The sequence below is a fragment of the Achromobacter sp. UMC71 genome (assembly GCF_014170305.1).
Classification (GTDB): domain Bacteria; phylum Pseudomonadota; class Gammaproteobacteria; order Burkholderiales; family Burkholderiaceae_B; genus Achromobacter.
The window spans coordinates 1-13,179 of sequence record NZ_LZZT01000050.1; the positions used below are offsets into that span (position 1 = coordinate 1).

Consider the following 13,179-nt stretch of genomic DNA (forward strand, 5'->3'; position numbering starts at 1 on the left):
CTCCTAAAATTGGCGCCAATTTATGCAAACAAACACCTACCGCCAGCACCCCTAGGGACCTCAGCCTCCCAGGATTCAAGGAACCGCAATGCCCACCGCAGCACCCGCCCTCACCCCCGAAGCCGCCCGCGCCCGCGCCATCTACGACCTCGGCCACAGCACCGTCTTCTCCGCCCGCGTCGACCCGCGCTTCTCGTACTGCATGTACGTGCCCCCGCACATCGACCAGGCCAGGCACCCGATGCAACTGGTGGTGATCATGCACGGCACCGGCCGCGCCTTCGTCGAATACCGCGACGCCTTCGCCGAATTCGCCCGCTGGAACGACTGCATCGTGCTGTGCCCGCTGTTCCCCGTGAGCCCCTTGGGCGACGGCAACCGCGACGGCTTCAAGCAACTGCGCGAAGGCGACATCCGCTACGACCACATCCTGCAGGACATGGTCGCCGAAGTCGGCGAGAAATTCGGCTGCGACTTCTCGCGCTTCGCCTTGTTCGGCTACTCCGGCGGCGGCCAGTTCGTGAACCGTTACGCCCTGCTGCACCCCGAAACCCTGTGGGCCGTGTCCATCGGTGCGCCCGGCTCGGTCACGCTGCTGGACCCGAGCCAGGACTGGTGGGTCGGCGTGCGCGATGCCGAAGCCCGCTTCGGCAAGGCCGTGGACGTGGACGCCCTGCGCCAGGTCGCCGTGCACATGATCGTCGGCAAGGCCGACCTGGAAACCTGGGAAATCACCCACCGCGAAGGCGGCAAGTTCTTCATGCCCGGGGCCAACTCGGCTGGTTCCACCCGCCCCGAGCGCCTGGAATCGCTGCGCCGTTCGTTCGAGGCCGCCGGCGTCAAGGCCGTGCTGGACGTGGTCGACAACGTGCCGCACGACGGCCTGAAATGCGTCGGCCAAGTGCAGGACTTCCTGGCCGCCGAACTGCGCAAGCTGCGAAATGAATAACACCGGATACAAGATGGGCGGCGGGCGCGCAAGCGCCTGCCAGCCGCACTAGGAGAGGGCCATGCTGCGTTTCGCGCTATCCCGTATCGTCATGGCCATCCCCACGCTGCTGATCGTGGCGGTGGCGGTATTCGTCATGATCCGTCTCATCCCGGGCGACCCGGCGCAATTGCTGCTGGGCGACCTGGCCACGCCGGCCGCGCTGGCCGACCTGCGCGCCCGCCTGGGCCTGGACCAGAGCTGGTCCACCCAGTTCGGTATCTGGTTCGGCAACATGCTGCACGGCGACCTGGGTTCGTCCATCAACACCGGCCAGCCCGTGCTGCCGCTGGTGTGGGACCGCTTCCTGATCAGCGGCCGCGTGGTGCTGGTGGCCGTGCTGTTCGCGGCCATGGTGGCCGTGCCCGCGGGCATGATCGCCGCCTGGAAGCAGAACAAGGCGCCCGACCTGATCCTGGTCGGCACCGCCACCTTGCTGGTGTCCATTCCCACCTTCTGGCTTGGCCTGCTGCTGCTGATCTTCTTCGGCTTGAAGCTGCAATGGCTGCCCGTGGTGGGCTATGTGTCCATTGGCGAAGACTGGAAGGCCGGTCTGCTGTACCTGGCCATGCCGATCCTGACGCTGTTCCTGCACGAGATCGGCGTGCTGATGCGCATGGCGCGCGCCAGCACCCTGGAAGTGCTGCGGCTGGACTACATCACCCACGCGCGCGCCAAGGGCCTGTCCGAATCGGCGGTGCTGATGCGCCATGCTTTCCGCAACGCCTTCGGCCCGACCTGGACGCTGATCGGCCTGGTGCTGGGCAACCTGCTGGGCGGCATCGCCGTGGTCGAAACCGTATTCACCATTCCCGGCCTGGGCCGGCTGCTGGTGGATTCGATCTTCGCCCGCGACTACCCCGTCATCCAGGGCTGCCTGCTGTTCGTCGGCGTGGTCTACGTGATCGTGAACCTGCTGATCGACCTTTGCTATCCCATCTTCGACCCAAGAGTGACCGCCGAATGAAAAAGCGAATTGCAGCTAACGCGCTGATAGGCGGCGTGATCGTGGCGGCGATGATCGTCGCGGCGATCATGGGCGCCGTCTGGACGCCCCACGATCCGCTGAAGATCAACTTCGTGGCCCGGCTCAAGCCGCCGGGCGGCGACTTCCTGCTGGGCACCGACGAATTCGGCCGCGACGAGCTGTCGCGCCTGTTGGCCGGCGCATCCAGCAGCGTCTGGATCAGCTTCCTGACCGTCAGCTTCGCCATCGTGGCGGGTACGGCCATTGGCACCCTGACCGGTTTCGTGCGCGGCTGGACCGACCGCGTCATCATGGCCTTCAACAACGCTTTGCTGGCCTTTCCGGGCCTGCTGCTGGCGCTGGGCCTTCTGGCCGTGGTGGGCGCCAACAAGTACGGCATCATCCTGGCGCTGGGTTTGGCCTACACGCCGTCGGTGACTCGCATTGTGCGCGGCACGGTGCTGTCGCTGCGGGAAAAAGAGTTCATCGAATCGTCCCGCGTGCTGGGCAATTCCGAGCTCTACACCATGTTCCGCCACGTGCTGCCCAACTGCGTGGCGCCGCTGACCGTGTTGGCCACGTCGATGTTCGGCTGGGTCATCCTGGCCGAAAGCGCGCTGTCGTTCCTGGGCCTGGGCGTGCCGCCGCCCGCCCCGACCTGGGGCAACATGCTGGCCGCCGCCCGGCCGTTCATGGCGCAGGCTTCCTATCTTTCCATTCTTCCCGGCTTGGCCATCGCGCTCGCGCTGCTGGGGATCAACCTGCTGGGCGACGCGGTGCGAGACCGCTTCGATCCCCGCATGAGGGGCGTGCAATGAGCGCACTGGTAACCGTATCGAATCTGTCGCTGACCGTCGGCCGCGGCGGCCGCGAGATCGTCGGCGGCGTGTCCTTCGAGGTGGCGCCGGGCGAAATGGTCGGCATCGTCGGCGAGTCCGGCAGCGGCAAGACCCAGGCGGCGCGCGCCATCATGGGCCTGACGCCGCCGCCGCTGGTGGTGGCGGGCGGCTCCATCCGTTTCGAGGGCGTGGAAGTCACGCAGGCCAGCGCGCCCGAACTGCGCAAGCTGCGCGGCGCGCGCATCGGCATGGTGTTCCAGGAACCCATGACCTCGCTCAACCCGTCCATGCCCATCGGGCGCCAGCTGGACGAAGGCCTGAAGCTGCACCGCCGCGACCTGTCGACCGCGCAGCGCCGCGAGCGCATTCTGGAAATGCTGCGCCGCGTGGGCATCCGCGATCCGAAGGCCGCGATGGAGGCCTGGCCGCACGAGTTTTCGGGCGGCATGCGCCAGCGCATGATGCTGGCCTCGGTCATGTTGCTGGAGCCGGCGCTGCTGATCGCCGACGAACCCACCACCGCGCTGGACGCGGTGGTGCAGCGCGACGTGCTGGAACTGATGGTGGACTTGACGCGCGAGCACAACACGGCCGTGCTGATGATCAGCCACGACCTGCCGATGGTGGCGCGCTACACCGAGCGTATGGTGGTGATGCAGCACGGCAAGGTCCTGGAAACCGGCACCACCGCCGGCATCCTCGAACGCCCGCAGCATCCCTACACCCGCAAGCTGCTGGACGCGATGCCGCGCCGCCTGCCGGCCCGGCCCGTGACGCAGGAGGCGCCCATCGTCGAGGTCAAGAACCTGGTGGTGGACTACGCCGGCCACCAGCGCCTGTTCTCGCGCACCGGCGCCAAGCGCGCGCTCGGCGGCATCGACCTGCACGTCAAGCCGCGCGAAGTGGTGGCGGTGGTGGGCGGCTCGGGCTCGGGCAAGACCACGCTTGGCCGCGCCATCGCGGGCCTGTTGGCGCCCACGTCCGGCCAGATCCTGTTCCGCAATCAGCCGGTCAGCCGCCGTTCTGCCGCCTGGCGCGACTACCGCCTGAACTGCCAGATGGTGTTCCAGGATCCGTATTCGTCGCTGGACCCGCGCATGACCATCGGCGAGCTGGTGGGCGAGGGCCTGCGCATGCTGACCGACATGCCGTCGGCCGACAAGCGCCGCCGCGTCGACGAGGTGCTGGCCGAAGTGGGCCTGGGCTCGGAATACGCCAAGCGCTTTCCGCATGAATTGTCCGGCGGCCAGCGCCAGCGCGTGGCCATCGCCCGGGCGGTGGTGCGGCGGCCGGCGTTCGTCATCGCCGACGAACCGGTGTCCGCGCTGGATGTCACGGTGCGGGCGCAGGTGCTGGACCTGTTCGCCGACCTGCAGGAGCGCCACGGCTTTTCCTGCCTGTTCATCAGCCACGACCTGGGCGTGGTCGAGCAGGTGGCCGACCGGGTGGTGGTCATGCGGGACGGCGGCATCGTCGAGCAGGGCACCCGCGACGAGGTATTCGACCATCCGCGCGAGGAATACACCCGCAGCCTGCTGTCGGCGATTCCCGCGCTGGAGTCCACCGATACCGGCGGCGTGCGCCTGCGCTGGCGCCTGGATCAGCAGGAACCGTCCCGGGCCACGGCTTGAAGGGACGGATCCGCGCCGGGGCGGGGGTTCCGGCCTGGCGCGGACTTATGCATAAAATACGCGGTTTGCATTTGATTCACGGGAGTGGCCCATGCCGAAAGCGGCGGCGACACAGCCGGGCCTGGTTGACCGTATTGCCCATGATATTCAGTCGGGTGTGTACGGTCCCGGCGCGTGGCTGAAACAGATCGACCTGCAGGAGCGTTACGACGCCAAGCGTCTGGACGTCCGGCGGGCGCTTGACCAATTGGCCGCCAAGCGGCTGATTTCGCACATCCCCAACCGGGGCTACCACGTCTACACCATGGATCCGGACCAGCATTTGCAGATCCGCGACATCCGCGTGCTGCTGGAAACCGGTGCTGCCGCCGACTTGATGCCCAACGTCACCGCGGCCAAGGTGCGCGCTTTGCGCACGCTGGCCGAACGGTTCGCCAAGCTCTTGCAGGACGGCACGCTGCTGGAGCAGTACGAGGTCAACCTGGCGTTCCACGCCGGGATGTACGACATGTGCTCCAACCGCGAACTGGCGGCCCTGATCCTGGAAACCCGGGCGCGGGGCCCGGCGGCGCCGGCCAAGGAATGGGTGACGCGTTCGCGCATCGAGATCTCGGCCCGCGAGCACTTCGACATGGTCGAGGCCCTGGAGGCGCGCGACGTCAAGCGGCTACAGAAAATCATCGCCCAGCACGTCGGCCAGGACATTTCCTGAGCGATTCCGGGCGCCTTGCCCGGCTTTTGCGGCGGCCATCCTGACGAGGGGCCGCCGCAAGTCATTTCTGTGTGTCCGATCTATGCGATTTGCAGGGATACCCCTGATGCCGGATGGAGGTTGAACCTTCATAATGAGCAGCTATTTTTGGCGCCAATATAGTCATGAATCAGGCGCCGTATGCCCCGGGGGAGTTTCCGCAATGCACCACCAATCTGTTTCCCGAGCGCTTGCGCTCAGCGTGGCCCTGGCCGCCGCAGGCACGGCCCACGCCGCCACCCTGACGATCGCGCAGCCGGCCGACATCCGTTCGACCAATCCGGGCGTCAATCGGGACAACACCACCGACGGCGTGGTGTTGAACATCGTCGAAGGGCTGGTCGGCTACCGGGAGAACGGCACGGTGGCGCCGCTGCTGGCCAAATCTGTCGATCTGTCCGAAGACGGCCTGACCTACACCTTCAAGCTGCGCGAGGGCGTCAAGTTCCACAACGGCGCCCCGCTGACATCGGCCGACGTCATCTGGAGCTGGGAACGCTACATGGACGCCAAGACCGATTGGCGCTGCCGCAGCGACTTCGACGGCCGCAACGGCCTGAAAGTGACCGAAGTGTCGGCGCCCGACGCGCAGACGGTGATCATCAAGATCGACCGCAAGTCGGCGGTGTTCCTGGATTCGCTGGCGCGCACCGATTGCGGCATGACGGCCATCCTGAGCAAGGACTCGGTCAATGCCGACGGGTCGTGGAACAAGCCGGTGGGCACGGGCCCGTACCAGTTCAAGGAATGGAAGCGCGGCGAATACGTGATGCTGTCGGCCTTCAAGGACTATGTGTCGCCCTCGGCCGGCGACAAGCCGGACGGCTATGTGGGCGCCAAGCGTCCGCTGGCCGACGAGGTCAAGTTCCTGGTGGTGCCGGACCCCTCGACCGCCAAGGCCGGCCTGGTGTCGGGCGCGATCGACGCGAGCCAGATCACGATCACGGACGTGGCTGAACTGAAGAAGAGCCCGACGGTGTCGGTGATGAGCCCGCACGACGCGACCAAGCACACGCTGCTGTTCCAGACGCAGGATCCGGTGCTCAAGAACGTGAAGCTGCGCCAGGCGATCGCGGCGGCGCTGGATATTCCGCAGGTGGTGGCGGCGGCGTCCGAGGGGTTGGGGCAACTGAACAATTCGGCGGTGTATGCCGGTTCGGCCTATTACCAGGAAACCGAGAAGCGCACCTACAAGTACGATCCGGCGCGCGCGCAGCAGCTGCTGAAGGAAGCGGGCTACAAGGGCGAGCCGATCGTCATCTACGCGAACAAGCGGGCGCACGTGCCGAGCTACCAGGTGGCGGTGATCGCGCAGGCGATGATGCAGTCGGTGGGGATCAATGCGCAGATCGAGGTGCTGGAGTGGGCGACGCAGCTGGATCGCTACAACACGGGCAAATACCAGATCAGTTCGTTCACGTTCTCGTCGCGGATCGATCCTTCGTTGAGCTTTGAGCAGTTCGCGGGGGACAAGTCGAAGCAGCCGCGCAAGGTTTGGGATGATCCTCAGGCGCAGAAGCTGATTGACGAGAGTTTTCTGGAGTCGGATCCGGCCAAGCGGCAGAAGCTGTTTGACCAGCTGCATACGTTGATGCTTGAGCAGACGCCGCTCTTGGTGCTTTATAACGGGGCGGATGCTTGGGCGACTAATAAGCGGGTCGAGGGGTTTTCAGTATGGGAAGGGAAGCCTCGGGCTTGGGAGACCAAGATCGTGGGTAAGTAGGTGGGGGTTTTTTTGTAGGTGGTTTTTGCGGCGGTTGCTGGCGGCGCGGGTGCTGCTGGGGCCGCCTGACGCGTCGGTGGCCTGCGGTGTGCGGGGCTACGATTGCGGTCCGGAGCCTTCGCTCCGGACGTTCCCTTCGTCATCTTCGTCACCGCCTTCGGCGGTTCCTTCAGATTCCCTCGGGCGCATCTACACGCCCCGCCCTCACCGCAGGCCACCGACGCGTCAGGCTCCACTGTCCGTATCTTGACGGGCTTTGGGGCGAGTTGTTTGCTTGGCGTTTTGCTCCGCGTCCGAGTGGGGGGGGGCGGGTCTTGCGGGGCCCGCTCGATGCCGGCCGCGCGGGCGGCCTTGTCGAGCTTACGCGGTGTCTTGCGGCGGGGCGGTGGCGCTTCGCGCTGTTGGAGATTCTTGTCCTGCAATGCAACGAGGCCGCTTTCGCGGCCTCTTTGCATTGAGTTACTTCGCTACGCGTTCTACTTCCCAGGCGCGCGGTTTTTTCACGGCCCAGGGGGTGTAGCCCTTGACGTCGGCGCGGTAGGCGCCGATGTCCAGGCCGTTGTAGAGGGGGATGCTGGGGACGTCGGCCAGGAACAGTTTGTGCAGCTGGTCGAAGGATGTCTGGCGCTTGGCGTGGTCGGTGTCTACCGAGGCGGCGTCCAGGAGTTTCTGGGCCTCGGGGTTGTCCCAGACCTTGCGGGGTTGCTTGGTTTTTTCGCCGGTGACCATTTCGTAGTTCAGGGCGGCGTCCAGGCGGGCCGAGTAGGGGAAGGTCATCATCTGGTAGGTGCCGGCGTTGTAGCGGTCGAGCTGGGTGGCCCATTCGGCGACGGACAGCTTGGCGTTGATGCCGGCGGCTTGCAGCATGGCCTGGATGATGACGGCGGAGTTGTAGGACTGGGGGTAGCGCTTGGTGGTCATCAGCTCCAGTTCCTGGCCCTTGTAGCCGGCTTCCTTCAGCAGCTTCTGGGACAGGGCGACGTCGTATTTCCAGCCTTCTTTCTGGGCGGCGTCGTGGTAGGGCGAGACCAGGGGGACGATGGAGTTGTTGGGCTTGGCCAGGCCTTCGGTGACGGCGGCGGCCAGTTGTTCGTAGTCGATGGCGTGGGCCAGGGCCTGGCGCATCTTGGGGTTGGACAGGAGCGGGTCTTTGGTTTGCAGCAGCAGGGCGGTCATGCTCATGACGGGCGCATAGGCGACCTTGACGTTGGGCGTGGCCTGCAGGACCGGGACGTCGTTGTTGGAGACGTCTTCGATGATGTCGATGTTGCCGCGTTGGAGGGCGGCCTTGGCGGTGGAGTCGTCGGGCACGATCATGAAGCGCACTTCGTCGACCAGGGGGCGCTTGGAACCGGTGTAGCCGTCGAGCTTGCCGCCGCGGTTGGCGTAGTCGGCAAATTTGGTCAGGCGGATGTATTCGCCGCGTTTCCATTCGGCCAATTCAAATGGGCCGGTGCCGATGGGCTTGTCCCAGGTGCCGTCGGGCTTGACCGAGGCCTTTTGCAGGATGCCGGTGCCGCCGCAGTCGGCGCGCGCCAGCGAGGCCAGGAACAGGCTGCTGGGTTTTTCCAGGTGATAGACGACGGTCTGGGCGTCGGAGGCTTCGACGCCGGTGACCTTGACGGTGCCGCGGCCGTCGAATTCGCTGGAACAGCGCCAGCCCGAGTTGGCGGCGGTGTAGTGCTGCCAGGTCCAGAGCACGTCGGCGGAGGTGAGCGGGGCGCCGTTGTGGAACTTGACGCCCTGGCGCAGCTTGAAGGTGTAGGTCTTGCCGTCCGGGCTGATGTCGATGGATTCGGCCAGCAGCGGGCGCACTTCGGCGTCTTCGCCATAGGCCACCAGACCTTCGACGATGTGCAGCACGACTGCGTCGCTATTGCTGTCGCGGTTCACGCCGGGCTCGGTCGAGCGGATGTCGGCGGTGAACGATATGCGCAGCGGCGGTTGGGCCTGGGCCCAGGCCGATCCGGCCAGCGCGCCCAGCGCCAGCGCAACCGCGGTGTTCAGGAGTTTTGTTTTCATTGATGTTGTTCCAGGGGTTGCACGGGCGGCCGGGGGATCAGGCGGCGGTCAGCAGTTCGGGTTCGGCCGTCAGGCTGTAGCGGGTGAACGTGCGGTTCAGCGCGGGCAGCGGGGCCACTTCCATCAGACCGGCGGCCGGTTCCATGATGACCATGGACACGGTGGCCGACAGGTTGTCGTGGCTGCCGGGGCGCGGCGGGCGGCAGACCGAGTATGGGGCGCCGAAGTCGTCGAACAGCGCGCGCTTGAGGTCTTCGCGGGTCAGCCTGTCCTTTTCGTTCAGCAGGCGGCGCACGCGCCAGTCGCGGTAGGCGCTTTCCGGGGTGCTGGCGCGGCCGGTGTCGCGCAGCTTGCCCAGGGCGACTTCGCTGACCCAGTGGTTGGCGTGCACGATCAGGTCGTCGCTGCCCGGGTAGATCGGGAAGGCCTCATCGGTGGTGCATTCGTAATCGACGCCGAAGCCGGCGGCCATGCCGATCATGATGTTGTTCGAGCAGGACTTGGGCGTGGTGCTGACCGCCTTGATCGCCAGGGCGAAGTGTTCCTGTTCCAGCACCTTGCGGCGGATCAGCGACAGCGGCACGCCGAGCTGGCGGAAGTCGCGGTCGGATTCCAGATAGTTGGCGGTGATGGACACGCCGGCGCTGTTCAGGCCGCTGCGGGCCAGGCCGCCGGCTTCGACGAAGGTCAGGATGTCGGGGCCGTTATCGTTGCGCACGCGCAGCACGATGGCGGTGTCGACGCATTCGGCGCGCCAGTCCCAGTTCTGGCCGTGGATCAGGCGGCCGTTGGCCGAGCGGGTGGGCAGGATCAGGGCGCCGGTGCAGCCGTCGCCGGGTTCGAGTTCGGCGGCCTTTTTCTTTTCGGCGCGGGCTTTGGCGATGACTTCGGTGCGGGCGTTGACCATCACGATGTCTTCGAACGGCACGTTGGCGCCCGCGGCGATGCCGCGCATTTCTTCCAGGTAGTGCGGCGCGAAGTTCTCGATTTCGCGCGCGAAGCTCTCGATGAGCTGGGTGCGCGCCATGGCGTCGTAGCCCAGGTCGACCAGGGTCTGGCCGTACATCGCGGCGCTTTTGCGCACGCGGTCGGCGGCCTGTTGGCCATAGGCGCGGCCACGTGCCTCGGGGGTACCGGAAACCGATACGAAGGGGAATTGGGTGATCTGGGTCATGGACGGATAGCGGCGCGGGAACGCCGTGGGGTCGGGAGTGATAAGACGGGATGTTGCAAAAATATTATCTTATTTTGGCGCCAAAAATACCGAGGGTTTGCCCGGGGGGGCGCCTAGCTGGGGGCGCCGAGCCGAGGGCGCCTAGTCCGATCGCATCGCATACCGCCGCGCCACGTCGCCACACACCGCATACCGGGCGCCGTCGGCGCGCAACCGGTCGAGCAGCTTTTCAATCATCAACAGCCGCGCCGCGCGGCCCACGCCATGGTCGGCGCGCGGGTGCAGGGTCAGGCAGGCATAGCCGTCGGCGGCCAGCAGGGCGTCGCCCTGCTCGGCCAGGTGGGCGTAGGCCCGGTCCTGGGTGACGCGGCGGCTGAAGTGGGTGGCGTCGCACAGGCCTTCGCTCCAGGGCAGCTCGACCATGCCGGGCGCGCCGTCGGCGTCCAGCGCATAGGGCGCGTCGTCGTCCAGGGCGCTGCTGTCGTAGCGGTAGCCCAGCTCGCGCAGCAGCGGCAGGGTGCGGGCGCTGAAGCCGCCGCCGGTCCAGCGAAACCCTTCCGGCGCCTGGCCGGTGAACGTGGCCAGGCGGTCGCGGCCGCGTTGCAGCACCTCGGCTTCGCGTTCGCCCAGCGCGGCCAGGTCTTCGAAGGCGTTGCCTTGCGAGGCGGCCTCGTGGCCGTCGCGCAGGCTTTGTTCCAGCAGGCCGCGGCAGCGTTCCGCCTCGAACGCAGGCCAGAAGAGGGTGGCGCGGATGTCCTGGCGGCGCAGCATGTCCAGCAGGCGCGCCAGGCCGCCGCCATAGGCATAGCGGCCGTGGCCGTCGCGGCCGTGTAGTTCGTGCTCGGGGCGAGTGGCGGCCTCGGGGCCGATGCCTTGCACGTTGATGGTGACCAGCACCGTTTTGGTAGCGGACTTGGCGGCGGCGGTGGCGGCCATCCGGGTGGTCGCGCCAGGGATTGCGTCGATGGCGGTGGGGGCGGCGCTCATTCGGTTCTCCAGGCGTCGGGGTGGGCCAGGCAATGGCGGGCCAGGGCTGCGAGCGTCATGCAGTGCACGTCGGGCTGGGCGGCCACGTGGGCCAGGAAGCGGTCCATGGCGGCGGCGCGGGCCGGCGTGCCGGATCCGCCCGCGGCCTTGGGATGCACAGTCAGGTGGATGTAGCCCTCGGCCTGGCGCAGGGCCTCGAATTCCTCGATCCAGTTGTCGCAGGCTTCCGCTGCCAGGCTGTGGCCGGTGAAGTAGAACGGGTAGTCGTCCAGCGACACGGTGTTGTTGGGCAGCATGACGAAATCGTCGGCGGCCGAGTCCGCCGGCAGGTAGGGGCGGTCGCGGTCTTTTTCGCTGGCGTCGTAGCAATAGCCCAGCCGGCGCAGCACGGGCAGGGTGCGGTGGCTTTTGCGACCCGAAGGCGAACACCAGCCTACCGGCGTCACGCCCAACTGCTGCTGGATCAAGGCGTGGGTCTTCTCGAGCAGCGCGGGCTCGTCCTCGCCCAGGTCCCAGGCTTCGTGCAGATAGCCGTGCGCGGCGATCTCGTGGCCGGCCGCCAGGATGGCGCGGAAGGTCTCGGGGTAGTGCTCCACGTCGTAGCCGCAGGCAAAGAAGGTGGCGGGCATGGCGTGGCGCGCCAGGATATCCAGGTGCCGCGGCACGCCGCGGCGGATGGCGTAGCGGCCAGCGGTGTACAGCCCGGCGGGAAACTGCTTGCGGCCCACTTCGACGGCGGGTCCGTCCACGTGCACGGTCACGCAGACGACGGCGCGCACCGGCGGCGCCGAATCTGCGCGCAGGCCCTGGGCGCGCAGCTCGCGATCCAGCGTCAGCCAGGGGTTGGCGACGGCGTCCAGCGGGACGCCATAGGGAATGGCTTGCATCAGGTGGCCTTGATGTTGGCGTTCTTGATCAGGGTGCGCCACTTCTCGCTTTCGGTGGCGACGAAGCGGCGCAGTGCTTCAGGGGTGCCGCCGTGCAGTTCCAGCCCGTTCTGGGTCAGTTGCGCCAGGGCGGGCTGCTTGAGCGCGCTTTGCACGGCGGCATTGAGCGTCTGGATGATGGCGGGCGGGGTGCCGGCCGGCACGAACACGCCGTTCCAGCCGATCGCCTGGTAGCCGGGAAAGCCGGACTCGGCCACGGTAGGCACGTCCGGCAGGGCCGGCGCCCGCGCCGTCGACGTGACGGCCAGCGGGCGGGACTTGCCGCCCTGGATGAATTGCTGCTGGTTGATCACCACGTCCATCAGCACCGGGAACTGGCCGCCCAGGAAATCGTTGACTGCGGCGGCGGCGCCCTTGTACGGCACGCCGGGCAGGTCCAGGCCCGCGGTGGCCTTGAGCAATTCCATGGCCAGGTGGGCGGAACTGCCGTTCTGCGTGATGCCATAGAAGTACTTGCCAGGGTTGGCCTTGATCAGGGCCACGAATTCCTGCAGGGTCTTGGCCGGAAACGACGGATGCACCACCAGCACGTTGTTGTAGTAGCAGACCATCGATACCGGGTCGAAGTCCTTGATCGGGTCGTACGCGATGTTCTCGTACAGGCTCTGGTTCACCGTGTGGGTGCCGGTGGAGCCGAGCGCGACCGTGTAGCCGTCGGGCGTCGAGCGCGCCGCCTGCTGCGTGCCGATGATGCCGGCCGCGCCGCCCTTGTTGATGACCACCACGCTTTGCTTGAGCGCTTCGCCGATGCCCTGGGCCAGCGGGCGCGCCACCAGGTCCGTGCCGCCGCCCGCGGGGAACGGCACGATGAACTGGATCGGATGTTCGGCCGGATAGCCGGCCGCGCGGGCCCGGCCGGGGCGGGCCAGTGCGGCGCCCGCCAGTGACGCGGCCGACGCCGCCATGAATTGCCGGCGGCTGATGCCGCCCCTTTCGTTCTCGGACTGCTTCATGCGATTTCCCCTTGGATGTGCATGCCTGACCGTGCTGGCCGCAAGCTTGTGGGTGCTTGCTGGCCCAGTACTTAAGTATCATTATTCGATAAAAAACAATCCTAACCAATTAGTTTTTATCTATAAATGATAAAAAATGGGGAGTTGATAGTCGAAAATAAGGGGCGCTGCCGGCAGCGATAGCGTCGCTTTATGGG

Annotated in this window: 11 protein-coding genes; 6 read left to right on the top strand and 5 right to left on the bottom strand. The window is 66.6% G+C overall.

The window, feature by feature from the left end:
• The first annotated feature begins 88 nt into the window (after window positions 1-88).
• The 6 genes from A9974_RS25090 to A9974_RS25115 all read left to right on the top strand — a co-directional run bounded on the left by A9974_RS25090 (window position 89) and on the right by A9974_RS25115 (window position 6,899).
• Window positions 89-949, top strand: coding sequence for an alpha/beta hydrolase (locus A9974_RS25090; RefSeq protein ID WP_183006895.1), 861 nt, complete (start codon window positions 89-91; stop codon window positions 947-949).
• A gap of 61 nt (window positions 950-1,010) precedes the next feature.
• Entirely contained in the window at window positions 1,011-1,955 is a 945-nt protein-coding gene (locus tag A9974_RS25095) for an ABC transporter permease (protein ID WP_183006896.1), read from the top strand.
• Window positions 1,952-2,773: an ABC transporter permease gene (locus A9974_RS25100; protein WP_183006897.1), complete on the top strand. Its 822-nt coding sequence runs from the start codon at window positions 1,952-1,954 to the stop codon at window positions 2,771-2,773. The genes A9974_RS25095 and A9974_RS25100 overlap by 4 nt, the downstream gene beginning before the upstream one ends.
• Window positions 2,770-4,425: an ABC transporter ATP-binding protein gene (locus A9974_RS25105; protein WP_183006898.1), complete on the top strand. Its 1,656-nt coding sequence runs from the start codon at window positions 2,770-2,772 to the stop codon at window positions 4,423-4,425. Before A9974_RS25100 ends, A9974_RS25105 begins: the two co-directional genes overlap by 4 nt.
• 91 nt (window positions 4,426-4,516) lie before the next feature.
• Window positions 4,517-5,137 carry a GntR family transcriptional regulator gene (locus A9974_RS25110; protein WP_183006899.1) on the top strand — a complete coding sequence of 207 codons (621 nt, stop codon included), beginning with the start codon at window positions 4,517-4,519 and terminating at the stop codon, window positions 5,135-5,137.
• Window positions 5,138-5,339: 202 nt separating this feature from the next.
• Complete coding sequence (locus A9974_RS25115; protein ID WP_183006900.1) at window positions 5,340-6,899, top strand: ABC transporter substrate-binding protein; 1,560 nt, start codon at window positions 5,340-5,342, stop codon at window positions 6,897-6,899.
• A gap of 459 nt (window positions 6,900-7,358) precedes the next feature.
• Here the strand turns inward: A9974_RS25115 and A9974_RS25120 are convergent, their stop codons facing one another.
• From A9974_RS25120 to A9974_RS25140, 5 genes are all read right to left on the bottom strand, one after another.
• Window positions 7,359-8,921 (bottom strand): ABC transporter substrate-binding protein, encoded by a 1,563-nt coding sequence (locus A9974_RS25120; RefSeq protein ID WP_183006901.1) that lies wholly within the window; start codon window positions 8,919-8,921, stop codon window positions 7,359-7,361.
• 37 nt (window positions 8,922-8,958) lie between these two features.
• Window positions 8,959-10,095, bottom strand: a complete 1,137-nt coding sequence (locus A9974_RS25125) for a C45 family peptidase (protein WP_183006902.1) — start codon at window positions 10,093-10,095, stop codon at window positions 8,959-8,961.
• 141 nt (window positions 10,096-10,236) lie between these two features.
• Complete coding sequence (locus tag A9974_RS25130; protein WP_255468318.1) at window positions 10,237-11,082, bottom strand: polysaccharide deacetylase family protein; 846 nt, start codon at window positions 11,080-11,082, stop codon at window positions 10,237-10,239.
• Window positions 11,079-11,969, bottom strand: coding sequence for a polysaccharide deacetylase family protein (locus A9974_RS25135; RefSeq protein WP_183006903.1), 891 nt, complete (start codon window positions 11,967-11,969; stop codon window positions 11,079-11,081). Before A9974_RS25135 ends, A9974_RS25130 begins: the two co-directional genes overlap by 4 nt.
• The gene (locus A9974_RS25140; RefSeq protein WP_183006904.1) at window positions 11,969-12,982 is read right to left on the bottom strand and encodes a tripartite tricarboxylate transporter substrate binding protein; all 1,014 of its coding nucleotides are present in this window, start codon (window positions 12,980-12,982) and stop codon (window positions 11,969-11,971) included. The genes A9974_RS25135 and A9974_RS25140 overlap by 1 nt, the downstream gene beginning before the upstream one ends.
• Between the last annotated feature and the right edge of the window lie 197 nt (window positions 12,983-13,179).